Annotated in this window: 21 protein-coding genes; 9 read left to right on the top strand and 12 right to left on the bottom strand. The window is 43.7% G+C overall.

Features of this window, described 5'->3' with window-relative positions:
- Window positions 1–6: 6 nt before the first annotated feature.
- The 9 genes from icmH to tssB are packed head-to-tail and all read right to left on the bottom strand — an operon-like array spanning window position 7 to window position 9,273.
- The gene (icmH, locus tag BDD30_RS20340; RefSeq protein ID WP_012776473.1) at window positions 7–777 is read right to left on the bottom strand and encodes a type IVB secretion system protein IcmH/DotU; all 771 of its coding nucleotides are present in this window, start codon (window positions 775–777) and stop codon (window positions 7–9) included.
- A complete protein-coding gene (gene tssK, locus BDD30_RS20335; protein ID WP_012776474.1) occupies window positions 777–2,129 on the bottom strand; it encodes a type VI secretion system baseplate subunit TssK in 1,353 nt (450 codons plus the stop codon). The genes icmH and tssK overlap by 1 nt, the downstream gene beginning before the upstream one ends.
- 2 nt (window positions 2,130–2,131) lie before the next feature.
- On the bottom strand, window positions 2,132–2,686 hold the full coding sequence (gene tssJ / locus BDD30_RS20330; RefSeq protein WP_012776475.1) for a type VI secretion system lipoprotein TssJ: 555 nt from the start codon (window positions 2,684–2,686) through the stop codon (window positions 2,132–2,134).
- The gene (tagH, locus tag BDD30_RS20325; protein WP_012776476.1) at window positions 2,686–3,972 is read right to left on the bottom strand and encodes a type VI secretion system-associated FHA domain protein TagH; all 1,287 of its coding nucleotides are present in this window, start codon (window positions 3,970–3,972) and stop codon (window positions 2,686–2,688) included. Before tagH ends, tssJ begins: the two co-directional genes overlap by 1 nt.
- 6 nt (window positions 3,973–3,978) lie before the next feature.
- Entirely contained in the window at window positions 3,979–5,031 is a 1,053-nt protein-coding gene (gene tssG / locus BDD30_RS20320; RefSeq protein WP_041381476.1) for a type VI secretion system baseplate subunit TssG, read from the bottom strand.
- Window positions 4,995–6,824, bottom strand: a complete 1,830-nt coding sequence (gene tssF, locus BDD30_RS20315) for a type VI secretion system baseplate subunit TssF (RefSeq protein WP_012776478.1) — start codon at window positions 6,822–6,824, stop codon at window positions 4,995–4,997. Before tssF ends, tssG begins: the two co-directional genes overlap by 37 nt.
- A gap of 2 nt (window positions 6,825–6,826) precedes the next feature.
- Window positions 6,827–7,267: a type VI secretion system baseplate subunit TssE gene (gene tssE / locus BDD30_RS20310; RefSeq protein WP_012776479.1), complete on the bottom strand. Its 441-nt coding sequence runs from the start codon at window positions 7,265–7,267 to the stop codon at window positions 6,827–6,829.
- 6 nt (window positions 7,268–7,273) lie between these two features.
- Entirely contained in the window at window positions 7,274–8,752 is a 1,479-nt protein-coding gene (gene tssC / locus BDD30_RS20305) for a type VI secretion system contractile sheath large subunit (protein ID WP_012776480.1), read from the bottom strand.
- Between the two features lie 23 nt (window positions 8,753–8,775).
- Window positions 8,776–9,273, bottom strand: a complete 498-nt coding sequence (gene tssB / locus BDD30_RS20300) for a type VI secretion system contractile sheath small subunit (RefSeq protein ID WP_012776481.1) — start codon at window positions 9,271–9,273, stop codon at window positions 8,776–8,778.
- Window positions 9,274–10,200: 927 nt separating this feature from the next.
- On the opposite strand from tssB, the gene BDD30_RS20295 reads away from it, so the two are divergent.
- From BDD30_RS20295 to BDD30_RS20270, 6 genes are all read left to right on the top strand, one after another.
- Complete coding sequence (locus tag BDD30_RS20295; protein WP_012776482.1) at window positions 10,201–10,719, top strand: Hcp family type VI secretion system effector; 519 nt, start codon at window positions 10,201–10,203, stop codon at window positions 10,717–10,719.
- A gap of 662 nt (window positions 10,720–11,381) precedes the next feature.
- Window positions 11,382–12,224: a 23S rRNA (adenine(2030)-N(6))-methyltransferase RlmJ gene (locus BDD30_RS20290; protein ID WP_012776483.1), complete on the top strand. Its 843-nt coding sequence runs from the start codon at window positions 11,382–11,384 to the stop codon at window positions 12,222–12,224.
- 110 nt (window positions 12,225–12,334) lie between these two features.
- Window positions 12,335–13,687 carry a glutathione-disulfide reductase gene (gorA, locus tag BDD30_RS20285; RefSeq protein WP_121302794.1) on the top strand — a complete coding sequence of 451 codons (1,353 nt, stop codon included), beginning with the start codon at window positions 12,335–12,337 and terminating at the stop codon, window positions 13,685–13,687.
- A 165-nt stretch (window positions 13,688–13,852) separates the two neighbouring features.
- Entirely contained in the window at window positions 13,853–14,767 is a 915-nt protein-coding gene (locus BDD30_RS20280) for an Rpn family recombination-promoting nuclease/putative transposase (RefSeq protein ID WP_012776485.1), read from the top strand.
- Between the two features lie 121 nt (window positions 14,768–14,888).
- The gene (locus BDD30_RS20275) at window positions 14,889–15,062 is read left to right on the top strand and encodes a hypothetical protein (protein WP_387795422.1); all 174 of its coding nucleotides are present in this window, start codon (window positions 14,889–14,891) and stop codon (window positions 15,060–15,062) included.
- A gap of 415 nt (window positions 15,063–15,477) precedes the next feature.
- Window positions 15,478–16,896 (top strand): amidohydrolase family protein, encoded by a 1,419-nt coding sequence (locus BDD30_RS20270; protein ID WP_012776487.1) that lies wholly within the window; start codon window positions 15,478–15,480, stop codon window positions 16,894–16,896.
- An 80-nt stretch (window positions 16,897–16,976) separates the two neighbouring features.
- Here the strand turns inward: BDD30_RS20270 and mobB are convergent, their stop codons facing one another.
- Both mobB and mobA read right to left on the bottom strand, forming a co-directional pair.
- Complete coding sequence (mobB, locus tag BDD30_RS20265; RefSeq protein ID WP_012776488.1) at window positions 16,977–17,498, bottom strand: molybdopterin-guanine dinucleotide biosynthesis protein MobB; 522 nt, start codon at window positions 17,496–17,498, stop codon at window positions 16,977–16,979.
- The gene (gene mobA, locus BDD30_RS20260; protein WP_041381477.1) at window positions 17,495–18,088 is read right to left on the bottom strand and encodes a molybdenum cofactor guanylyltransferase MobA; all 594 of its coding nucleotides are present in this window, start codon (window positions 18,086–18,088) and stop codon (window positions 17,495–17,497) included. The genes mobB and mobA overlap by 4 nt, the downstream gene beginning before the upstream one ends.
- A gap of 396 nt (window positions 18,089–18,484) precedes the next feature.
- On the opposite strand from mobA, the gene BDD30_RS20255 reads away from it, so the two are divergent.
- From BDD30_RS20255 to polA, 3 genes are all read left to right on the top strand, one after another.
- Window positions 18,485–19,477 carry a serine/threonine protein kinase gene (locus BDD30_RS20255; RefSeq protein ID WP_012776490.1) on the top strand — a complete coding sequence of 331 codons (993 nt, stop codon included), beginning with the start codon at window positions 18,485–18,487 and terminating at the stop codon, window positions 19,475–19,477.
- Window positions 19,478–19,497: 20 nt separating this feature from the next.
- Window positions 19,498–20,121: a thiol:disulfide interchange protein DsbA gene (gene dsbA, locus BDD30_RS20250; protein ID WP_041382651.1), complete on the top strand. Its 624-nt coding sequence runs from the start codon at window positions 19,498–19,500 to the stop codon at window positions 20,119–20,121.
- 377 nt (window positions 20,122–20,498) lie between these two features.
- A complete protein-coding gene (polA, locus tag BDD30_RS20245) occupies window positions 20,499–23,288 on the top strand; it encodes a DNA polymerase I (RefSeq protein WP_012776492.1) in 2,790 nt (929 codons plus the stop codon).
- Window positions 23,289–23,351: 63 nt separating this feature from the next.
- Here polA and BDD30_RS20240 read toward each other — a convergent pair whose 3' ends face one another.
- Window positions 23,352–24,668, bottom strand: a complete 1,317-nt coding sequence (locus tag BDD30_RS20240; RefSeq protein ID WP_041381478.1) for an RCC1 domain-containing protein — start codon at window positions 24,666–24,668, stop codon at window positions 23,352–23,354.
- Between the last annotated feature and the right edge of the window lie 337 nt (window positions 24,669–25,005).

The following is a 25,005-nucleotide window of genomic DNA, read 5'->3' as shown; positions in this document are numbered from 1 at the left end:
TCTTTCCTAACTCAGTAAATTATTTAGCTGTTGTAATATGTTCTGGGTTTGGTTGTGCAGCCGGACAGCATAAAAGCCATAAACCACGGCGAGCAGACCAATACCGCTCCAGAAGAGGTGTTTGATAGTCAGTCGCTTACCCAAACGGTAGCGGCTGTCCTGCTCGTTGGCATTACTGTGCAGAATGGTTGGTGGTGCTTCGCCCCGCAGCGCGTGTAACTGTTGATGTATCCGGCGGAATAAACGTTCAAAATCATCCCCTTTCTGCGAACTCACTTTGTAGCGACCACGGTAGCCGAGGCAGAAGCAGAGATAGATAAATTCCAGCAGATGCTGATAACGTTGAGGTTCACCCATCAAACGCTCCAGCAGCACAAAGACTTTTTCACCACCCCAGGTTTCATTGTGGAATTGCACCAGTAGAGATTGTTGCAACCAACCGTTCTGGCTGTTCCAGCCATGACCCAGTGCAGTTTCATCAATGAAAGTACAGAGCATGTAGCGAAAAGAGACAATTGCGCCCGGTTCATAACCTTTGGTTTGTAAAAATTGTTCGATTGCCTGGATATCAGTGACGACTTGCTGATAAAGCTGGTCCGGTAGCGCCTCATCACCCATGTCTTTTAGACGCATGACCATACCGAGCAGCGGTGTTGCGGCATCAATCATCGGGTTTAGGCTTTCTCCGCGCAACGGTAACTGATACTGACGGTGCAAAGTCGTATCAGTTTCTACTTGCATCAGAATGGCGTTGTCGTTGATAGCTTCGTTCTTCATTAGTCACTCCCATTTCTGACTGCCCAGAATTGCAGGTCTAATCCGGGGAAATCACCTGAAACATGGAAGGCAATGGAGGTGCCTTTGAGAATGTCTTGCCATGCCGCACCTTGTTGATCAAAACGGAAATAGGTGTAGCCGGCGTGATAAGGCAATTGGCGCGGAGCGGCAGGAAGCGGAATCAGTCCTACGCCAGGCAACTGAACGCTGACCATTTCGCGGATTCTTTCCTGAGATGCGATTTTGGTCTGCTTAACGAACTGGCGGAGTAATTGCTCCTGTGGGACTTCTGCGCGGATGGCTAGAATGAAATCTGCTTTGGTCAATACATCTCGGTCATGGATATTTGCTACTCGGATGCCATTTGACTGAGTCTGTAGCTTAATTGGGATCGCACGTGGGGTCAGGACAACACCCATTGCTTCACGCATGGAACGCATGACTTGATGGAATGTATCAGTCAGGCTGTCGTGATTATATTCCGGTATATCTCCCACCTGACGGGATTCATGTGTGAATGTTCTCAGTTCACCACAGGTTTGGATCAACTGGGTGAAGAAGTGTTCGGGATGCAGAATGGTTTGTCTGGCGTAGTGGGTAAACCATGGCTGAATCCGGTTAACTAACTGGAGCATCATAAATTCAGCAACATCTGCTACCCCTTGCTGACCGGGAGAACCGATCCGGTTAGCGAGTGATCTGGCCCGTTCTATCAGTGCCCTATCCACTTCATCCATATAACTTTTCAGTTTGGAGGAAACATTGATAGACGTACAGGTTGGCACGAAATCTTCATTCAAGATAATGGTTCCCGTCGGAAGCTTTTCGATTATCTGGCATAGAGGAAGTACGGTAAAAGCGCTGAGATCTTCTGAACCTTGCTTCAAAATCGGTGTCAGTTGTGCCAGCATAATCTGGCTGACATCACCGCCATCCGTGTGTAGGTCACGGATATCATTGACATGTTCGCGGTAGCGCATCGCCCCAGCATTATTGGATTCTGGGTGGGAAATTTCATTGAGGGTATCGCTGGCTATTGGCAGTGCCAGATAGATATCTTTGCTATTGTTTTCGTGGAGATTCACGACATCAAGAGGCTGGGGAATGGCATCCTGATATGGAACAGAGAACACGGTACCATCTGGCATGATACCGCTGGCTTCGATGATACCGATGCGTCCCAGTGCGAGGAGATCCTTGTCAATAGTCAGAGAACTGAAGCCATAACCATAACTGGTGAGGGACGTCAGGCGGTTGTGAGCTAAATAGTCATTATGTTTTTGTTGTTGTTGGAAATGTTGTGGCTTGATGAATAATCCTTCACGCCAAATCACCCGATTTTTACCTGGCATAATTATTGTTCCTCTTTTCTAAGTTCAACTTCGTTCGCTCTGATGTGCACCAGAATGTTGTATTGCTGCCCCGTGTCTTTCACTCGGATGACTTTTTTCCATTCAGATTGATTGATATCGGCATAACGAACGATGACGCCGATGTAACGGCTCTTTTTTTCCAGCGGGATGACGGGTAGTGGTTTGTATTGCCCCGGCAATAAGGTGTAATCCTGATGGTCGATGTAATTTTTCCCCAGCGCTTTATCTAATTCGTCACTTTTAAGCTGGTCATAATCGGCGGCAAGCAGACGGGAATCTTCACTGAGATAAATCAGGTGTATTTCAACCGGAGTGGCTTCTCCATTTTTATTGGGGTTGATGTCAGGCTCTGCCAGCAAAGTGATCGCAGCAGTGGAAGGTAAATCCGCCGGTTGACCGACAGGAGTTGATGGGTCCCAGACAACCTGTCCGACTTTCTTCGTTGCCTGCCATGCACCGCTGCAACCGCTTAACACGAGCGCTGCCAGCAATACAAGCCATATGCCAGACCATGAGGTATTACCGGAGCGCTTCATTACTGGCTATCCTCTAAACCTTGGCGTAGAGCGCGGTCATAAGCTTGTTCGTAAACTTCACTAAACAGCTTTTCGAATCCCTGTTGACGGCTGGAAGCCAATTCACGGTAGTAACTGGTGTACATTTCCCATGCCCAGGTGGAATCTTTTTCCTGGGTCTCATTACTGCGGCGGTACTGGGCAAAACGGCTAAGTAGGTGCTCTGGTGAGAAAGCATCCAGCATAGTGTTCAATGCGGCAGTAATCGCAATCCGGTTAGCCTGATAGTGTAATTGCAGGTTCTGTAAGCTTTCAGCGACGGCTGATGGCGCTGAAAGATGTACCGGGCTTTTCTGATCAGCGAACATCACTTGCATGGTGGTGTTGTAATCCATATTTAGCCGTAGCGGATTATCTTCGATAGGGCGCAGTTGTTTATCACGCAGACCATGCTGTGTACGCTGTAATGCCAGTAAACCTTCAATTGCTGCTTTCATGGTTTTACCCATTTCTTCCAGGAAGTCGTTGGCTTGCTGGCTATTATGCAAAGGTAATTGTGTGTTTAGCCCTCGCATCAGTGGTGTGATAGCAACGTGCTGTTGTTCCATATCTTGATATTGTTCACTTAAAGGTGAAGAGATACTCGGTAAATCAACAAAATCCCGATCCATAGCATTGCCTCTGTTATCTGAGAGGGGAGAGAAAAATAATGGTGTGCGGTAATGGCCTTGTTGCAGGCTTTGGTCTACCTCGTTAGTTACTGATGTTTGGTTCTGTGTGGTTAGTGTTTCGCTGTCGAGGACCTTCAGTGGGTCGTGACTGAAATCATGGTTTATTGTTGGTGCCGGAGAATGATGTTCTGTGAAAGCGCTATCCTGAACGGGTGATTTTTCCATCATGGCGTCCAGTGGATTGCTATAGCTGGAGACCAATGATTCCGGTGATACCATCATTGGATCAGTCCGATCTGCGTCGGAAAAACTGATATGGCTTTTGATCACTAGCTTACCGATGGTAATTTCATCCGCTTGTTGCAGTCGGATCAGGCCGGCCCCCGGAGTTAGTGGTGATTTATTCACAAATAGGGGGCCGGCGATCATGTGCAGGCAGAATGCACCATCACGCCACTGAATAGTAAATTGTGACGGATTGATATTGCCCTGTTGATCCTGAACGGACCAGAGATGGCTTTCGCTACTACCGACTGTGCCACCTTGAATGGAGAACAAGCAACTGGCAGATTTACCGCTTTCCAGTTGATCGCTGTTGAGCACTCTTAATGAAAGGGTTGGTTGTTGTTTTTCCATAATGCTTTATCTGCCAACTGAAATAGTGATAAAGGGTTTCTTCTCTGGTTTGCCGAGAAAGCTGGTCCACCCCAAGCTGTTGTTTTGTTTCGTGCCAAGTACCATGCCATCTGCCTGGTTTTCGGCTAGTCCAAGACGTAGATCCCAGGCCAATTGATCACGCAGGACAAAACAAATAAACATCACTAGTGGTAGGAAATTTTTGCCGTCCGGGAGAAATGACAGGAAGTGTTCTCGGGAGAGATTATTGATGCATAGCAGAAACTTACCGTTGCAACCTTTCACCCAAGAACCGAGAAAGAAGTTTCTGCCCAGTACGGATTGTTCAATCCCTTTTTTCTGGCCCCTTATTTTCAATAGTCCACCCAGGCGGTTTTGCTGTGATGTCTCGATGGTGGTTTTTCTAATTTGCCAGCCATGTACCGTGACATCCGATAGATCAAAGCAATGTGAAACCAGACTGGATATCACTTCCGGCGATCGGCCAGGGCTGGCTAACAGACCTGCGTAGGCCAGCATTTTGCTGTGATTGATTTGCAGATGAGAGCGGTTCACATCGCTGCCAAGTCCGACTAAAGCGAACATGCGTTGAGAAAAATCATCCATTCCGTTTTTGTCAAAACAGATGTAATAGCGATATTTCCGCCAGATCTGATGAAGCATGACGATTGAGCGATGATTGAAAATATTCAGAAAATTAGTCAGCCGATTTTCGTCTTGAGCCTCTTCCCATGCCAACGAATCAAGGTAATAACCAGGCATAGGCGACTGGCTGCCATGTAGCCCAAGAAAGGAGACCTCTACCTGAAAACGACCTTGCTCGGTACGTTTCACAGAGACAACATCTCTGGTTGGAAAAGCTAAGCTTGCACTGGATTTGAAGAGGATTGATTCTCGGTCAGGGCGATTGGTCTGCCCTGTTTTTTCCCACGCTACCGCCAATTGGTTGAGTAACTCGACCAACTGGTAAAAGTTATATTTTGATAAATCCGGCGCCAGATTTTCTGGCGGGTTTTTACCTATTACATCAACGCATGTTGACCTATCTGTTCCGGCCATTGATAACATTCCTGATTATCTAAGTTGATCACCTTCAATATGTGGAAGGAATTGATGCTGGCATATAATGCAAAGAAGCGTGACAGTATGGTGCTGAACAGATAGAGCTCACCCTCAGAGCTAAAAGCCTGTTGTTGGATATACAATGTTGATTCCAGCCCCCGCACAGGAAGCCCTCTTAACAGGCGGTCTATTGGTCGAGTTTCAATTCGTTCAATTGCATCCAGCCGTTTTTGGGATGACCGCGATGACTGCCGGTTATGTCGACTCGGCAGATCATAGGTACTCAGTACTTGCTTTAGTGCGTCCTTATCCAACAATGTCATATAATTCAGCGACATATTGGAAATGAGAGACCAGTGAAATTTACCGCTCATTAATGGATAAAGTGGAACAGATGGGCGGGTGATATTGCGGAATGCTGCAAATGACGGACTGCCCAGTGACGGAAAATTAATGTCACCCACTCGTAGTTGCAGTGGCAGTTCACGGTTGGTACAGGTCAACCTGACAGAGACATTTTCATTATTTAACAGGAGTTGAGATTCATCACCACGAACAAAAGAGATGTAGTGCTCAAGCCCCTTGCGGAAAGGGGATTCTTTGACCCTGATGCGGAAATAGCGGGTATTGAGTTCACTTTCGTGTTCGATTTGGTGATGAAAACTTTCAAATGGAACGTAGACCCGTTCACTACCCCTGGCGCGGTTGGGTGTACCATCGGCATTAAGTAGCCAGCTTTCTACTTTATCAACGGAGAAAATATCATAGCGATCAGGATGACTATAGCTAGCCCTCAGTGGGTATTCAGCTTGGCTGTTATCTAATCGAATAGCTTCGCTATCCATGGTGAAAAGATTGATTGCTGGAACACAATGTAGTCGAAAACTATCTTGACGGATTTTAACTTCCGGCGGGAGTGCCTCTGAGAAATAGAGATTCAGCGTGAAATCTTTGGCTTTAAGATTTGCCGGTAATTTAGGGAAGCCAGTGACATCAAAAAACAAGAAACCTTCAGAAAAGCAGAAATACTCCTGCAAGATGCGATAACCCATATAGGAATTTTTGGGATAAGGCAGCAGGGCATCTTCCCGGTTAAAGCCAACTGGAACGAAATCAAAATCCGGCAATGGAATGGTGATATCGCCTACGGTGAGTTTTGCGTCTTCAAGGTAGTAACTAAGCCAGAAATAGAGTTGTGTACTGCTGTAATCGTCACCGCTCAGATAAAAACGTAGCTTATCAAGTTGTAATTCTTGTAAGTTGAGTTCTGTCTTTGAGGTAAAATTTAAACCGATAACACCTTGTTCATTGCTGTTATTAACGGAAATGTCCCGGATTGACATTGGGAACAGCCAGACATCACGGCATAAAGTAAAAGTACAGCGATTGTCTCTTTCTGCTTTGTTAGGATCGGTATTAGTTGAGTAAATATCTTCGTCATCATCCGCCAGCAGATGGCTTTTGATTTGAACTCCGCGTTTAATCTGCGTGGCTTTTGTGACAACGCTTTCATCGGGTGTGTACTGGATAATGGTCATGCTGGGGGTTGGCCGTAGATAATTCGGCCATAGCATGTGTAATAAGCCATGAGTCAGTTCAGGGAATTGATCATCAATTTTTGCTCGTAAGTTACCGGCCAGGAATGCAAAACCTTCCAACAGACGTTCAACATCCGGATCAGAGCCTTGTTCAGATAGAAATGAAGCGAGATGAGGATGTTCAATTGCGGCTTGACGCCCCAGTTGTCTCAGGTAATCCAATTCCTCTCTGAAGTATTTTTCAAGTGACATATTTATTGAGTCCGCTCTAGGCAATAACGCCGGTTGTTATCCAGTTGAATGTTAAATTCAACAACGTCATGAATATCATCCAGGGATACCTGGGCACTGATGTGAAAACTTAACAGCAGTGGGTCACTGTCATCATGGATTGCGCTGACAGAGACTGACGATATTCTTGGTTCATAATTTCTGATGCAGTGCTCTATTGCCTGTTCAATACTCTGTTTAAAGTCAGTCGCAGTGGTTGTGGCATCATTGAGATCAATAACGCCGAGATCAACCGCGCTCTGGCAAGCACCTGGATGGGTATTGAGAATATTATTCAGGTGCCGTTTTACGGAGTTAAGTAGCTCACGCATTCTGGACTGGCGGGAAGAACCGGAGTTCTTCCCCTGAATACGCTCAAACAAGCTGGCAGAGCCCTCTCTATTCCAACTGTACAGCGCAGCCATGACTCATTATTCCTTATCCAATCGTCCTACCAATGACAACTCAAAGCTCGCACCCATATATTTGAAATGAGGGCGAACTTGCATTGCCACTTGGTACCAACCTGGATCTCCTTCCACGTCCAAAACCTGAATTTGGGCGGAGCGCAGAGGACGACGGCTACGGACATCAGTTGGTGGATTTTCCTGATCAGCGATGTATTGTTTCAGCCAGGTGTTTAGCTCACGCTCTAGATCCTGACGCTCTTTCCAGGAACCAATTTGCTCGCGCTGTAACACTTTGATGTAGTGTGCAAGGCGGTTGATAATGAACATATATGGCAGTTGAGTACCCAATTTGTAGTTGGTTTCCGCCATTTTCCCTTCGCGCGTATTTGGGAACACTTTGGGTTTCTGAACTGAGTTGGCAGAGAAGAATGCGGCATTGTCACTGCCTTTACGCATCGTCAGGGTGATAAAACCTTCTTCCGCCAATTCAAATTCACGGCGATCAGTAATTAAAACTTCTGTTGGGATCTTGGCTTGGATTTGCCCCATGGCTTCGAACAGGTGAACCGGTAGATCGCTAACAGTACCACCGCTTTGTGGACCGATAATGTTCGGACACCAGCGATATTTGGCGAAGCTGTCTGTCAGGCAGGTTGCCAGCAGATAAGCGGTATTGCCCCACAGGAAATGTTCGTGATCTTTGCTGACGTCTTCCTGATAGTTAAAGTTCTTAATTGGGTTTTCCACCGTTGAATATGGCAGACGTAACAGGAAACGTGGCGTTGTCAGTCCGAGATAACGTGAATCTTCAGATTCGCGTAGTGCACGCCATTTAGTGTGTGCTGGACCTTCGAAAACGGATTTTAGATCTTTAATTGCGGGCAGTTCTGTAAAGCTGCTGATGCCAAAGAAATCAGGCGCAACGGAAGAAAGGAATGGCGCGTGAGCCATCGCTCCAACCGCACTGACATATTGCATCAGTTTGATATCCGGTGAGCTATTACTAAAGGCATAGTTACCAATGACTGCGGCAACAGGTTCACCACCAAACTGGCCATAACCGGTTGAGTAAACATGTTTATATAAGCCTGATTGAATGATTTCTGGTGAGAACTCGAAATCTTCCAGTAATTCTTCTTTGGTGGCATGGATAATGTTGATCTTAATGTTTTCACGGAAATCTGTACGATCAACTAATAACTTCAGTGAACGCCATGATGATTCCAGTTCCTGGAATTCTTTAGCGTGCATGATTTCATCGACCTGAGTGCTGAGCGTTTTATCAAGCTCAACAATCATTCTGTCAACCACAAGCTTGTTGATAGGTTCCTCGTTAGAGCCTGTATCCAAAATGCTGCTAATAAAAGCGGCAACACCTTGTTTTGCAATATGGTAGCCGTCATTTTCTGGCGTCATTCTTGCCTGAGACATGATTTCGTCAAGCAAAGAGGTAGTGGAGCCTGGGGCTAATGTTGTACTGCTCTCTTCATGTAAAGACATGTTAAAAACTCCTTTTTAGCCAATTACTTTGGGTTGACAATTTCAAGTTCTTTTAGAAGTTGTTCCCTCACTTTTTCATCACCCAGTAATTCCTGTAAACGGGTGCGGAATGCTGGAATATTGCCCAGTGGCCCTTTTAGGGCGACAAGAGCTTCACGCAATTCTAAAAGTTTATTTAATTCAGGAACTTTCTTGGCTACGTTATCGGGTGAAAAATCATTTAGTGATTTTATTTCTAAGTTAACTGGCAGGTCATCTCCATTATTATCGTTGAGGCGATTGGGGACACTGAATGTTAGGTTGATATTTGCTTCATTCATCACGGCATTAAAGTTATTTTTGTGAACAGAAACAGCTTGCCGCTCTTCAATTGGTGTGTCCTCTTTTGTTCCTTTCAGATCACCGACGATAAGTAGATTAAGTGGTAATTCGATTTCTGCGACTTGATCGCCGGTATTAGGAACATACTTGATATTAATCCTTTCCTTTGGCGCTACACTACCTGGGCTATTTTTACTCATATTAAAATCCTTCGGGTAATACAATTAGGCAATTAGGAATTGTTTGATAACAATATTGATGAGAGAATTGCCCCTGATACCTACCTATATGTGACAGAGAACATAAAATTTCCCGCAGATAAAATAACGGGGGATTCGCTGTATTGAATTGGATAGTTAATCGACTTTTATTAGCATATAGATAAAGACGAATTCAGAATATTCTTACTCATCTAGCAATAGCATCAATTACAGACCACTCTGCAAAGCAGAGTTTCGCATTTTGTTTTTTTATTGTAAAGCTAAAACATATGTAGATATACCTTCTTATTCAGCCATTTGATAATTTTATTATATTTGGCAATAATTTACGCTTTAGTGCCTTTTTTGAACATTTATTAAATCCCACTATATAGGTAAGAGTAGTATCTATTTCTTTGTATTCATGAAAGTTTAATGATTTTTTGTTTCATTGTGTAAAAAAGTGTTTCTAAGTGTATTTTCATTTACATCTTGGAATTAATTTCGCATTGTAAATGTTATTTCCGTGATTAACTAAGTGATAAAGTTGATTTTTTTGATCTACTTATCATTTTATAATTGACCAAAAAATAACTTTAGTTTGATTTATTAAAGTTATTATATTTCATATGGATATGTGATTTTGACGCTAAGTAAAATTATTCCATTTGGTTGATTATTCTTAATTTTTTGTATTTTTTGGTTTTTTGTGTCTATATGGTGTTAATTTTAATATTTTTATTTGCTTGTGAGAGGTGTGATATTTTGCAATTTAGATTTTATTTTGAAATGAGCTGATTGGTATTTATTATTCATTTCAGCGTTCAATGTGTTTATAAGTGATTTTTTCCCAGATGAAATAATCACTATTGAAAGTAATATGAATGCTACGTTAATGTTTACACAATCTCTTAAAAGGATATTTTCATGCCAACTCCATGTTATATTTCCATCACTGGAAAAACCCAGGGCAATATTACTGCTGGCTCATTCACTGCTGAATCAGTGGGTAATATTTTCGTTCAGGGACACGAGGATGAAATGCTGGTTCAGGAATTTGACCACGTAGTTACTGTACCAACTGATCCTCAATCTGGTCAGCCTTCGGGTCAGCGTGCTCATAAACCATTCCGTTTCACAGTTGCATTAAATAAATCTGTTCCACTGCTTTATAATGCATTGGCTTCTGGTGAAATGTTGACAAAAGTGGAATTGAAATGGTACCGCACTTCTGTTGAAGGAAAACAAGAGCATTTCTTCACTACTCAGTTGGAAGATGCCACTATTATCGACATTGATTGTAAAATGCCACATTGTCAGGACCCAACAAAATCTGAATTTACTCAGTTAGTTCGTGTTTCTTTGTCTTATCGTAAGATTACTTGGGAACATACAACTGCGGGTACTTCTGGTGCAGATGACTGGCGCGCACCTATTGTTGCCTGATAGGTAATATAATCATTAAGCCAATGGAGTATTTCTCCATTGGCTGAAAATCTTAATTTTTCTTTATTGAAATTGAAGATTGCTAATAACCATCTTCAATTTTTTTCAGTTTGTTTCTTTGTTTTCCTGTTTTTATTTTCTATTTTTTTACATGTTTATTTAACGGTATTATTTAACGATATTATTTAATGTTTTTGCTAATACTTAGTTATATTTTCTTCTCTCCACCGCTTTTTTGTTCTTTATTTGGCTATTTTTCTTTGTCGTAGTAGGCGTAAACGTTTTTCAGTATTTGTTCCAATTGACAACATGATAAGTATCACTTATGAAAATTTTCATATTCCAGTTGTTACTCAATGTCTGTTTTTTGATCTCACGACCTTTGGTTATTTATCATTGGTAAGAATTGCTTATGATTATTGCAGGGAAGATAATATCATTTTCGTGAACGTCATATTTTGTCCTGACAAAATTTTCCACTTATCCTAAATTGTTACTAATATGACGGGGTTGGTTTTCGGGATTCAGAGTTTTGCCATTTTTATCACTAATAGGGCTATAATGATGCCTTACCATCTATCTCATCTACTGAGATGGGTTTTTAGTTGTCAGTTACTCATCTGGCAGGCAATCTCTATCTCTACTCTGGGGTCTTAAACCTAATGCTTAGTTATCGTCACAGCTTCCATGCCGGTAATCATGCCGATGTGCTGAAGCACACTGTACAAAGCTTGATCATTGAATCGCTTAAAGAAAAGGAAAAACCTTTTCTCTATCTAGATACTCATGCCGGCGCAGGTCGTTATCAACTCAGCAGTGAATATGCTGAACGTACCGGTGAGTATCTGGAAGGGGTTGCTCGTGTCTGGCAACGTGAAGATTTACCGCAGGAATTGAAAGTTTATATGAGTGCAGTGGCTGCACTGAATCCGAGTGGCAATTTACGTTACTATCCGGGGTCGCCTTTAATTGCCCGACATTTGTTACGCCAGAGTGATAAGCTCAATCTGACTGAACTGCATCCGAGTGACTTTCCTTTATTACGTAATGAATTTTCCCGTGATAACCGCTCTAGGGTTGTGCGTGAAGATGGTTATCAGCAATTAAAATCACAGTTGCCCCCTCAAAGCCGCCGTGGATTTATTCTTATTGATCCACCTTATGAACTGAAATCTGATTATCAGGCGGTTGTACAGGCAATTCAGGAAGGCTATAAACGTTTTGCAACAGGTGTCTATGCGTTGTGGTATCCGGTGGTATTACGCCAGCAGATTAAACGCTTGGTTAAAGATCTAGAAGCAACGGGTATTCGCCGTATTCTGCAAATCGAGCTGGCTGTCCGGCCTGATAGCGATCAACGGGGGATGACTGCCTCTGGTATGATAGTGATTAATCCACCCTGGAAGCTGGAACAGCAGATGAAATCAGTATTGCCGTGGTTACATCGGGTTCTGGTGCCGGAAGGAATTGGTCACACTATGGTTAAATGGATTGCACCAGAATAGCTTTTAACAATGGCAACGAGAGATAGAACCATCACAACTATTTGATATTTTTTGCCATAATAGGCTTAGGATATTAACTCTCCTAAACTGATTAGATGGAAACAATCCAGATGAGCAAACATTACGACTATATAGCGATTGGTGGCGGTAGCGGCGGCATAGCATCAATTAACCGTGCGGCTATGTACGGACAAAAATGTGCCCTGATTGAAGCTAAGGCATTGGGTGGAACTTGCGTCAATGTGGGTTGTGTGCCGAAGAAAGTGATGTGGCATGCGGCACAAATTGCTGAGTCTATCCACCAGTACGGGCCAGATTACGGCTTTGATACTACAGTTAACCGCTTTAACTGGAAGGCTCTGATTGCCAGTCGTACTGCTTATATTGATCGTATCCACCAATCTTATGAACGTGGTTTGGATAAAAATAAAGTTGATGTGATCCAAGGTTTTGCCCGTTTTGTTGATGCACATACTGTCGAAGTAAATGGTGAAGAAATCACCGCAGATCATATTTTGATTGCGACAGGTGGTCGCCCTATACGTCCTGATGTGCCAGGAGCTGAATATGGTATTGATTCTGATGGTTTCTTTGAGCTGAAAGAGATGCCAAAACGGGTTGCGGTTGTTGGTGCCGGTTATATTGCGGTGGAAATTGCTGGCGTATTGCATGCACTTGGCAGTGAAACTCATTTGTTTGTACGTCAACATGCACCGTTGCGTTCTTTTGACCCGATGGTTGTTGAAACATTATTGGAAGTTATCAATACTGAAGGGCCTACTTTACATACTGAATCTGTACCAAAAGCGGTGATTAAAAATGCCGATGGTAGTCTGACTTTGCAACTACAAAATGGTAAAGAGCAGACAGTTGATACCCTAATCTGGGCTATTGGCCGTGAACCAGCAACGGATAATTTGAATCTGCCTGTAACTGGTGTTGAATTGAATGGAAAAGGTTATATCAAGGTTGATAAATACCAAAACACCAATGTGACAGGCATTTATGCTGTAGGTGATAATACGGGAGTGGTGGAATTAACGCCTGTTGCAGTGGCAGCCGGTCGGCGTCTGTCTGAACGCTTGTTTAATAATAAGCCGGAAGAGCATTTGGATTACACGAATATTCCAACAGTTGTATTCAGTCATCCACCGGTTGGGACTGTGGGGTTAACTGAACCTCAGGCGAAAGAGCAGTTCGGTGAAGATCAGGTGAAAACATATCAATCTTCTTTCACTGCGATGTATACCGCAGTCACTCAACATCGCCAACCATGCCGGATGAAATTAGTGTGTGTCGGGCCGGAGGAGAAGATTGTTGGCATTCACGGTATCGGTTTTGGGATGGATGAAATGTTGCAAGGTTTTGCTGTTGCATTGAAGATGGGGGCAACTAAGAAAGACTTTGACAACACTGTGGCAATTCATCCAACTGCGGCGGAAGAATTTGTCACGATGCGGTGATGTTGCCGAAAACTTACCTTTATCCTTTTTTTCCTCTGGAAAATACTTTCAAAGGCCGGTTCATCCGGCCTTTAGATTATCAATCTCTCTTAAGGATAAGCGTGGGAGCTGCTTTTTTGCTTAATATTTCTTCAATATAAAAGAAAGTATGCTACCATTTCATCTATGAAGAGAAAAAATACACCAACGCCACATGATGCTGTTTTTAAAAAATTTTTAAGTCATGTGGATACCGCTAGGGACTTTCTGGAGATACACTTGCCGGTAGGATTACGGGCAGTTTGTGATCTTGGTACACTCCGGTTGGAACCAGAGTCGTTTATTGAGGATGATCTACGTGCGCATTATTCCGATATCCTGTATTCGCTGAAAACGGCGCAGGGTGATGGTTATGTGTATTGCGTGATCGAACACCAGAGTTCTCCAGACAAGATGATGGCGTTCCGGCTGATGCGCTACAGTATTTCAGCAATGCAGCGACATCTGGAACAGGGACATGAAAAATTACCATTGGTTATCCCGATCTTGTTCTATCATGGGAAAACACGTCCGTATCCATGGAGTACCAACTGGTTCGATTGCTTTAATGATCCGGCTTTGGCAAAGGAAGTCTATTCCACTATGTTTCCCTTAGTGGATGTGACGGTGATCCCGGACGATGAAATCTTGACGCACAAACGGATTGCATTGTTGGAGATGGTACAAAAGCATATCCGACAGCGTGATATGGCAGAGCGGTTGCAAGAGCTGGTTGTGCTGCTAGCGTATGACTACTATACCGATGAGCAGTTGAAAAGCGTGTTAAATTACTTGTTACAGGCGGGAGATACCGCCGATCCAGAGGGGTTTATCCGGCGACTGGCAGAACAGTCCCCGAAGTATGAGGAGGTGCTGATGACGATAGCGCAAAAACTGGAACATAAAGGGCGTCAAGAAGGGCGTCAAGAAGGGCGTCAAGAAGGACGTCAAGAAGCGACTCTAAAGATCGCTCATGCAATGCTAAACATCGGAATTGATCGCGAAACCGTGATGAAGACCACTGGTCTGAGTAGGAAAGAGCTTGAACAAATACATTACTAATTCAATACGGATAATCTGTTGAAAAGCGTATTAAACTACTTTTTATTAGCGGGAGATACCTCCGATACAGGGGCTTTATTGGGTCACTGGTTAAGTAGTTCTTGAAATATAGGGGGAATTGATGACGATAGCGCAGAAACTGGAGCAGAAAGGGCGTCAGGAAGGGCGTAAAGAAGGATTTCAAGAGGCTGCTCTAAAAATTGCACATGCAATGCTAAGCATCGGAATCGATCGTAAAATAGTAATGAAAACTACCGGACTGAACCAGGGAGAGTTTGAGCGAATACGCCGTTAATTTGTGCGGTGAATCCTTTAGCGGTATAAGCATAAGGATTCGTGTTCAAATGCACTATAGGTTCAAGGGCGTATTTGGCCTACTACGGTGAACATCAGAAGGCTTTATTAACTCCTGCTACAAGCCGCCGAAAATAATAATATGTTTGCCGAATTACATTAGGACAGCTTTGGAAAATCTCAGCAAAACTCCGTTAAAAACCCTATCCTCTTTATTGATTTTCTGGAAAACCAGAATAAACGCTTCCTTATCCATATGACTCATCAAGCTTTCCATAATCATTACACAGCAATATTGTGAGAGTAGGTTATGTTGGAAAATTATCTATATATGTTTTAGATTCTCGAAAATATCCTTTCAAGATTCATATTTGCCTGGCATTTTTTGAGGCGATTTTTTAAGTAAGGAATTGAATGTGGAAAAACTTAAACATCAAAGTCGCAGAGATTTTCTTGGTCAAACTGGCAAACTCACTACTGCTTGCGCGGTTATCTCTCTGACCGGAGGGATCGCCCAAGCGAGGCCATCAACTGTTTTATCTGGTACATCGCAGGTGCAAACTACCTTTCTTACCGATCGTCATTATTATTTGAGTGATGTGTTGTTGGAGGAGGGATTTGAGTATGACGACGATACAGTAATTGGCACTCGCACCGCATTATATACGTTGGAAATCAAAGATGGTCGGATAGTGGCTATTCATGCTGCTGATACGTTGTTTAACATGAACCTGCCGTGCTATCAGGCGCAAGGGCAATTGTTGTTGCCCGCCTTTCGCGATATGCATATCCATTTGGACAAGACTTTCTACGGTGGTCCGTGGCAAGCACCGCGACCGCGCCAAAGGAAAACTATCATGGATATGATTGCCCTGGAAGAGACTTTGATTCCCAAGCTGTTACCTACTTCTCAGCAGCGGGCGGAGGGACTAATTGCTCTGCTACAATCTAAGGGTAGTACGGTGGCGCGCAGCCATTGTAATATCGATCCAGTTAGTGGTCTGAAGAGTCTAGAACATTTGCAGTATGCGTTGGAGAACCATCGTGATGATTTCACTTGTGAGATAGTTGCCTTCCCGCAGCACGGTTTATTGCACTCTAAAGTGGAAAGGTTGATGCGTGAGGCGATGCAAATGGGAGTGCAATATGTTGGTGGGTTGGACCCGACTAATGTGGATGCTGCAATGGAGAAATCACTAGATACCATGTTCCAGATCGCGTTGGACAATAATGCTGGTGTAGACATTCATTTGCATGAGAGCAGCCCAGCCGGTGTTGCTGCTATGAACTACATGATTGATACAGTGGAAAAAACGCCCAATTTGCGTGGCAAGGTGACAATTAGTCATGCCTTTGCTTTGACCACGCTGGATGCAGGTGCGCTGCTAGAAACTGCTTCTCGCCTGGCAGAGCAGCAAATTACTATCGCTTCTACAGTGCCGATCGGCAGCTTGATGATGCCATTGCCGCAACTCAGAACCAAAGGGGTGTTTATCATGACTGGTACTGACAGCGTGATCGATCACTGGTCTCCATTCGGCACTGGTGACATGTTAGAAAAGGCTAATTTGTACGCGCAGTTGTACCGTGGTTCAGACGAATATCATCTTTCTCGTGCTATGGCTATTGCTACTGGTGGTGTGTTACCGCTTAACGATCGGGGCCAGCGTGTTTGGCCACAGGTGGGTGATAAGGCTGAATTTGTTCTGGTAGCAGCCAGTTGTTCTGCTGAAGCGGTGGCGCGTGTGCCTGCCCGTCAGGCAACATTTCATCAAGGACGTCTAGTGGCGGGTACAGTGGTCAGGCTATCCAGAGAAGGTGAAATAAATGGATAATTATTTTGCAATGGTTCTTCTTGGTCTTTTACCTAATGTTCCAGTGTTCTCTTATGTTCTGCATCATAGGCGGAAACTATTTAATGTTCGATATTCAGCCAATTCATAATAAAGTCAGCGACCTGTTCAGGTTGATTGATATTCAGCTGCGGCAGGGCTATCTCCAATTTTTCATCACTGGCAACAGCAATCACATGTTGATCAATAAGATCGTTTAATGGTCGGTTAATAATACGGCGGTATAGTGCGATCTTATTAATTGGCTCATCTTTGAAGCCTTCCACTAAGAGCAGATCTAAAGAATCTGAGTCGAAGCGGCTGGCAAGATAGCTCAGATCCAATGCCGGTGAATCTGATGTCTCTGTCATTAATGCCCAACGTTGCTGACAGGCGACCAAAGTTTGTTTTGCGCCGGCTTTGCGCAGTTCATAACTGTCTTTGCCCGGTTTATCTACATCCATATCATGGTGTGTGTGCTTTATCAGACCGACTCGGATTTGCCGTTGGCGCAATAACGGGATCACTTTCTTGAGAAGTGTAGTTTTTCCTGTACCACTGTATGCTGTGATACCAAGTAACGGAAGAGGTGGCTTTGTACTCATTTTTTGATCTCCTGTATATGCTCCCAGTTTTGGCATTCTTCTGGGGTGTTCAGATTAGTAAAAGCGATTGGATTATCAGCAAATTGAACGGCTGTTGCGCCAATTTTATGCATAAACAGCATCAGCTTACGATCACCATCGGCCAGATAATTGCTTAATTGGGATACTAAACTGCGGTGTAGTAAAGCTAGAGTGGGGTGAGTACGGTTACCATCATCTGCTGCGTAGGCTGCCATCGCCTGTTGCTTACCTTGCCATAAGTGGGCAACTAAATTAGCCGGAAAATCCGGCACATCACAAGGAACAAATACCACCCAATCGTGACTAGCCGATTTCAGCGTTGCTAACATTCCCGCTAATGGCCCAGAGAAATCAGGTGTTAAATCAGTGACAACCTGATAACGGCTTTGGCGGTAAATTTCCAGATTCCGGTTAGCACTGAGAATTAATTCATCTACCTGTGGGCGTAACTTATTTGCAATATGTTGATATAGGGGGAGCCCATTTAAAAGGGTTAGCCCTTTATCATTCCCACCCATACGAGTCGCTCGACCGCCTGCGAGGATTACACCGCTTATTTTTGGTTGCATAGTGTTTCTATCGATAACGCGCCTGTTTCCATCAATATAACCTTTTTCGGATGGGTTATCTGAGCTTAACTTAGCGTTTTTAAAGCAAGTATTGCTGTATAACTGACTGATAAGAGAGAGACCTTTACGCTTATTGACAGAGCAATTCTTTCTCTGGGGAGCTATCCCTGCTAATTTGTATAGGTTTCTGTTTATAGGAAATTTGATGTGCAATCTCATCGGCTTAATGAAGTCTATGAGCTTTGACCGATGATGTTTTTTGATTTATCACTTGAAAGTACATGGCTTAGAGGCAATGGCATAAATTCCGGTGCTAAAAAAAGATAATGAAGTAGATTTTAAAACTGGCTATTGCATGTTCGTGGGGTTATTACAGATTAATCAAGAGAGTAGGGTGTGCTAACGAATCAGGCGGCTTTTAATTTCCGGGAATTAACACCGGATTTGATTATGGATGCATTGATGCAGACTGGGCTATATATAGATTCCGGGCTGACAGAATTAAACAGTTATGAGAACCGTGTTTATCAATTTACAGATGAAAGGCGTAAACGTTATGTTGTGAAATTTTATCGGCCATTGCGCTGGGATCGGCAGCAAATTCAGGAAGAACATGATTTCTCCCTGGCTCTGCAACAGGCTGATTTACCTGTTGCGGCACCTCTGGTATTTGATCAGCAAACTGTGCTGACGTTTAAGGATTTCTTTTTTGCTGTTTTCCCAAGCATCGGTGGCCGCCAATATGAATCTGATAATCTCTTTCAGTTGGAAGATGTAGGACGTTTACTGGGTAGAATTCATCAAATTGGTTACCAGCAAAAATTCACAACTCGTCCAACTATCGGGTTAAATGAGTATCTGTATCGGCCACGACAGCTTTTGGCTGAATGTGAATGGGTTCCTTCGGCCCATAAAGTACAATTTTTAGCTATATTAGATGATCTGATAAATGTCGTGGAATCAAATTGGCGCGAGGAGTGGCAAATATTGAGGCTTCATGGTGACTGCCATCCGGGTAATATCCTGTGGCGTGACGAAGCTTGGTTTGTTGATCTTGATGATGCGCGTAACGGCCCGGCAATTCAGGATTTATGGATGTTACTTCATGGTTCTCGTCAGGAACAGCTATTACAGTTAGATACTCTGTTGGAAGCTTATAATGAGTTTACGAATTTTGACCCGAAAGAGTTGTCATTAATAGAACCACTGCGGGCTATGCGAATGGTCCATTATTTGGCATGGGTTGTTCGTCGCTGGCAGGACCCTGCTTTTCCTAAGGCATTTCCTTGGATGACAGACACAGATTTTTGGTTAAAACAGACGTCACTTTTTTCTGAACAGATTAAGCTGTTACAGGAGCCACCTTTGCAGCTTAGCCCAATGTATTAATGTTTATCATGGAGATAGTTATGAAAAAGTTTTGGTTAGTTTTAGTAGGAATGGTGATGGCATTTAGTGCCTCTGCTGCTAATTTCACTGAAGGGACTGAGTTTGTTGAACTAAAATCGCCGGTGGCAGATCAACCACAGGTGTTGGAATTCTTTTCTTTCTATTGTCCTCATTGTTATCAATTTGAAGAGACTTTCAAAGTTCCTCAGACTGTGAAACAGAATTTGCCGGCAGGGACAAAACTTGTCCGTTATCACGTGGATTTTTTAGGGCCATTGGGTAAAGAACTGACGACAGCTTGGGCTGTTGCAATAGCAATGGGCGTTGAAGACAAAGTGACCCCGGTACTGTTTGAGGGGCTTCAGAAAACCCAGACTATTAAAACCTCGGACGATATTCGTAATGCTTTTATCAAAGCAGGGGTAACTGCTGAGGATTATGATGCTGCTATGAGCAGTTTTGTTGTGAAATCTTTAGTTGTTAAGCAGCAAAAAGCCGCTCAAGATTTGCAGCTGCGGGGTGTACCAGCAATGTTTGTTAACGGCAAATATATGGTGAGAAATAACGGTATCGATGCAACTTCTGATGATAATTATGCGAAATCATATTCAGATGTTGTTAACTTTTTGTTAAATCAGAAATAATGTTAACGACTGAAATAGAATAATACGGGTATGTGCCAAAGTGAGAAGCTTTGGCACAATGCAGGTTCGAAAGACTTTTTTATAAGACAAACTCTGGTTATATCCACAACCCTGTGATCTATAAGGTAATATGACAATTTAATGACTCAGGTTATAAGTTATTGATTTTTACATGTAGTTGATAAGTATTTTTTATCAACGATCAATATTAAAATAAAACCTATAATATTTATACACAAAGTTATCCACAGAATTTATAGTAAGATGTGAATAGCTGAATTTGTTCTCAGTAAAGAAAGTTCATACAAAATTCGTTTCCTGCTCCTTGCTGTGGCATCCTATTCCTTTATACCCGTAACAGTAAATGAAGAAGACTTATGGCTCAGATAGCAGACAATCCCCTGATTTTGGTTGATGGTTCCTCATACCTTTATCGCGCGTATCATGCTTTCCCTCCACTAACCAATAGTACAGGCGAACCTACCGGAGCTATGTATGGCGTATTGAATATGCTACGTAGTCTGGTCATGCAATATAAACCGAGCCATGTAGCGGTGGTATTCGACGCCAAAGGTAAAACTTTCCGTGATGAATTGTTTGCTGAATATAAGTCTCATCGTCCTCCTATGCCAGATGATCTGCGTGCGCAGATAGAACCATTACATCAGCTGGTCGAAGCTATGGGGCTACCATTGCTGGTGGTTCCGGGGGTAGAAGCTGATGACGTTATTGGGACTTTGGCGTTACAGGCGGAAAAAGAGGGGCGTTCGGTACTTATCAGCACTGGTGATAAGGATATGGCGCAATTGGTAACGCCGAATATCACACTGATCAATACCATGAATAACACTATTCTGGGACCAGAAGAAGTCGTTGAAAAATATGGTGTTCCGCCAGAGTTGATTATCGATTTTCTGGCGCTGATGGGGGATTCTTCAGACAATATTCCTGGCGTACCTGGTGTAGGGGAGAAAACTGCACTAGGGTTATTGCAAGGGATTGGTGGTATAGATGATATCTTTGCCAATTTGGATAAAATTGCGGGGCTAAGTTTCCGGGGAGCAAAAACGCTGGCGAATAAGCTAGAACCGCATAAAGATGTGGCTTATCTCTCTTATAAATTGGCAACTATCAAAACTGACGTTGAGTTGGATAAAACCTGTGTTGCGCTATCAGTTGCAAAACCGGATACAGAGAAACTACATCAGTTGTTCTCACGTTATGAATTTAAACGTTGGTTGAGTGACGTGGCAAATGGCGATTGGTTGGCTGCTAAGGATAAAAAGCTGGCATCGACCGGCAGTGATGACTCAGCCTCGGTTGAAAGTGAATCTGTTTCGTCAACGCTACCTTCTGATAACTACCAAACGATTCTTGATCAGAAAAGCTTTGACGAGTGGATTGAGAAACTTAAAAGAGCGCCAGTTTTTGCTTTTGATACCGAAACTGACAGCCTTGATACTTTGACAGCTAATCTGGTGGGTATGTCGTTTGCGATAACCGCCGGAGACGCGGCTTATTTGCCTCTGGGACATGACTATCTGGGTGCGCCAGAGCAGCTTGATAGAGATGCTGTACTGGCAGCATTAAAGCCTCTGCTTGAAGATAGCAACCTGTTGAAAATCGGACAAAATATTAAGTTTGATTGCGGTGTTCTGGTTCGCTATGGCATTGAACTGCAAGGTATCGCTTACGATACTATGCTGGAATCTTATGTGCTCAACAGCGTTGCAGGTATGGGGCGGCATGATATGGATAGTCTGGCTGAACGTCATCTGAATTATAAGACCACGACGTTTGAAGAAATTGCCGGTAAAGGTAAAAATCAGCTGACTTTTAATCAGGTTCCGGTGGAACAGGCTGCAATGTATGCCGCAGAAGATGCAGATGTCACTTTGCAGCTGCATCAGGTTATTTGGCCGCAATTGGAGAAAGTTCCAGCATTGGAAAAAGTGTTCCTGGAAACAGAAATGCCATTGATAATGGTACTTTCCCGTATGGAACGTGCAGGCGTACTGATTAATTCAGATATTTTGGCTGAGCATTCAAAAGAGATCGCTGTTCGTTTGGATGAGTTAGAAAAAGAAGCACATGAATTGGCAGGTGAGGTTTTCAATCTGGCTTCGCCAAAACAGTTACAGACAATATTATTTGAAAAGTTGAATCTGCCAGTCGTGAAGAAGACGCCAGGTGGTGCACCATCTACTAATGAAGAAGTGCTGGAAGAGTTGGTGGATCACCATGAGTTACCGAAAGTAATTTTAGAGCATCGTGGGTTGGCAAAACTGAAATCCACTTACACAGATAAATTACCACAGATGGTCCATCCGCTGACCAAACGGGTTCATACTTCCTATCATCAGGCAGTAACAGCAACAGGGCGTCTCTCTTCACGTGATCCTAATTTGCAAAATATTCCTGTCCGTAATGAAGAGGGCCGCCGCATTCGTCAGGCATTTATAGCTTCTGAAGGTTATCGGATTATGGCCGCTGACTATTCTCAGATTGAGTTGCGGATTATGGCTCATTTATCTCAGGATCAAGGGTTGTTGAAGGCTTTTGCTGAAGGGCAAGATATTCATCGGGCAACGGCGGCAGAAGTCTTTGATGTACCGTTGGAACAGGTAACTAGTGAACAGCGTCGTAGTGCTAAAGCAATTAACTTTGGTTTGATCTACGGTATGAGTGCGTTTGGTCTTTCCCGTCAGTTAGGTATTCCGCGTGGAGAAGCTCAGCGCTATATGGATCTTTATTTTGAGCGTTATCCTGGCGTATTGGCGTATATGGAGCGTACCCGTGAACAGGCGGAAGAACAGGGTTATGTTGAAACGCTAGCTGGTCGTCGTCTTTATTTGCCAGATATCAAATCTCGCAATGGTACGCGTCGTAAGGCAGCAGAGCGTGAAGCTATTAACGCGCCAATGCAGGGAACTGCGGCGGATATCATCAAAAAAGCAATGATTGCGGTGGATGACTGGATTATCAGTGAAGCGCCGAAAGTTCGTATGATTATGCAGGTTCATGATGAGCTGGTATTTGAGGTTCATGAATCAGAACTTGAAAATACAGAACAGAAAATTCGTGAATTGATGGAGAAGAGCGTGGTTCTTGATGTTCCTTTGCAAGTAGATGTGGGTATCGGTGACAACTGGGATCAGGCACACTAATATGCCGTCTTAATAAGCGATAGGCTGAACCGAGGTATTTAGTTCAGCCTTTTTTAATTTCAATTAATTGTATTCACCTCGTGGTTTATTCTCCCAGCCTCCCCAGGCTACTCTGCGACCATCTGCCCGCCAGGCGGCGAATGTATTTCCGGTTCCAGTCAAGCTGACGATATCCCGCAATTGGGCAATTTCGGGTGGGACTGGGCTGCCTGTATAACCCTCCTTCCATCCCCAGGCGACGACGCTATGGTTCGCACGCAGTGCTGCGTATGAACTGCTTGTTGCACTTAGGCTGGTGATGTCCTGTAATTGGGCAATTTCGGGTGGGACCTGGCCGGCACTATACGCATTACCCCAAGCGACGACACTACGGTTTGTTCTTAAGGCTGCGAACGCGCTTGCCGTTGGATGCAAGCTGACGATATCTTTTAACTTGGCAATTTCTGGCGGAACTTGGCCGCCATTAAGAGGAAATCTCCAGGCGACAACGCTACGATCTGACCTCAAGGCTGCATAAGTATCTCCTGTTGCACTTAGACTGACAATATCCTGTAATTTAGCGATTTCTGGCGGAACTGTGCCGCTACCACTAGCCTCTCCCCAGGCGACGACACTGCGGTTTGCCCGCAGGGCGGCGAATGAGAATCCTGTTGAACTCAAGCTGACGATGTCTTGTAATTGGGCAATTTCGGGTGGAAGTTTGCCGCCATTCAGATTGTATCCCCAGGAGACGACACTGCGGTTTGCCCTCAAGGCAGAAAAGGCTGTGAATCCTCCGGTTGTAATAGACAAGTCGACGATGTCACGTAGTTGAGCAATTGCAGGAGGAGGTGGCTCCCAGGGTTTTCCCCAAGAGATGACGCTGCGATCAGCCCGTAGAGCCAGAAAAGCATTAACTGTTGGATGAAGGCTGACAATATCCTGCAATCCAGCAATTTCTGGTGGGAGTTGTCCCCCATAACGTGGATCTCCCCAAACGACGACGCTACGGTCTGCCCGTAGGGCGGCGAATGAGTAGGTTGTTGAGCTTAGGCTGACAATATCCCGTAATTCGGCAATATTGGGCGGAACATTGCCGCCAACATTTGGGTTGCCCCAAGCGACCACACTGCCGTCCAGCCGTAAGGCGGCGAATGCGCTTCCTGTTGCACACAGGCTGACGATATCCTGTAGTTGGGCAATTTCCGGGGGAACCTGGCCGCCAAAGTTTGGCAATCCCCAGGCGATTACGTTGCTATTTTGCAGCAACATGGCAGCGGCGGCTTCATTAGCGACGACAGTGCTATCTTTATTATTGTTATAGATGTTGTATTCATTATTCCTTTCTGTGAGGCGGTTTCCGACATCCGTGTCCGCTGAGAAATCGTTATGTTGATTCATATTGTTCTCCTGGTAAGGTCGTATCGGATTTATTTTTCCCATATAAGTGATTTGCACTTTGACATGGGAATTTTTCACCACAAAACAGCTGAATTATGGTTGTTATTTGGATTTTATATTTTCACTAATTAATATTAATAGATAAATTTAAAAAGTGTAATAAAAGTCAGAAATTGAGAGACAGTTTAAAATGTGTTCTTGTCATAATTTTATTCCATTAACGGAATGTTTTTTGTACATTATTCACTGTTTCATTGACGACGGCGAAAAATGGTTTCAGCTGTAGATAAAATAGGACAATTTCCATTTTTTCATTAAGTAATATTACTCGTTAGAT

This window comes from Photorhabdus asymbiotica, assembly GCF_003634575.1.
GTDB classification, from domain to species: Bacteria; Pseudomonadota; Gammaproteobacteria; order Enterobacterales; family Enterobacteriaceae; genus Photorhabdus; species Photorhabdus asymbiotica.
This window is presented reverse-complemented; position numbering and strand designations above follow the sequence as displayed.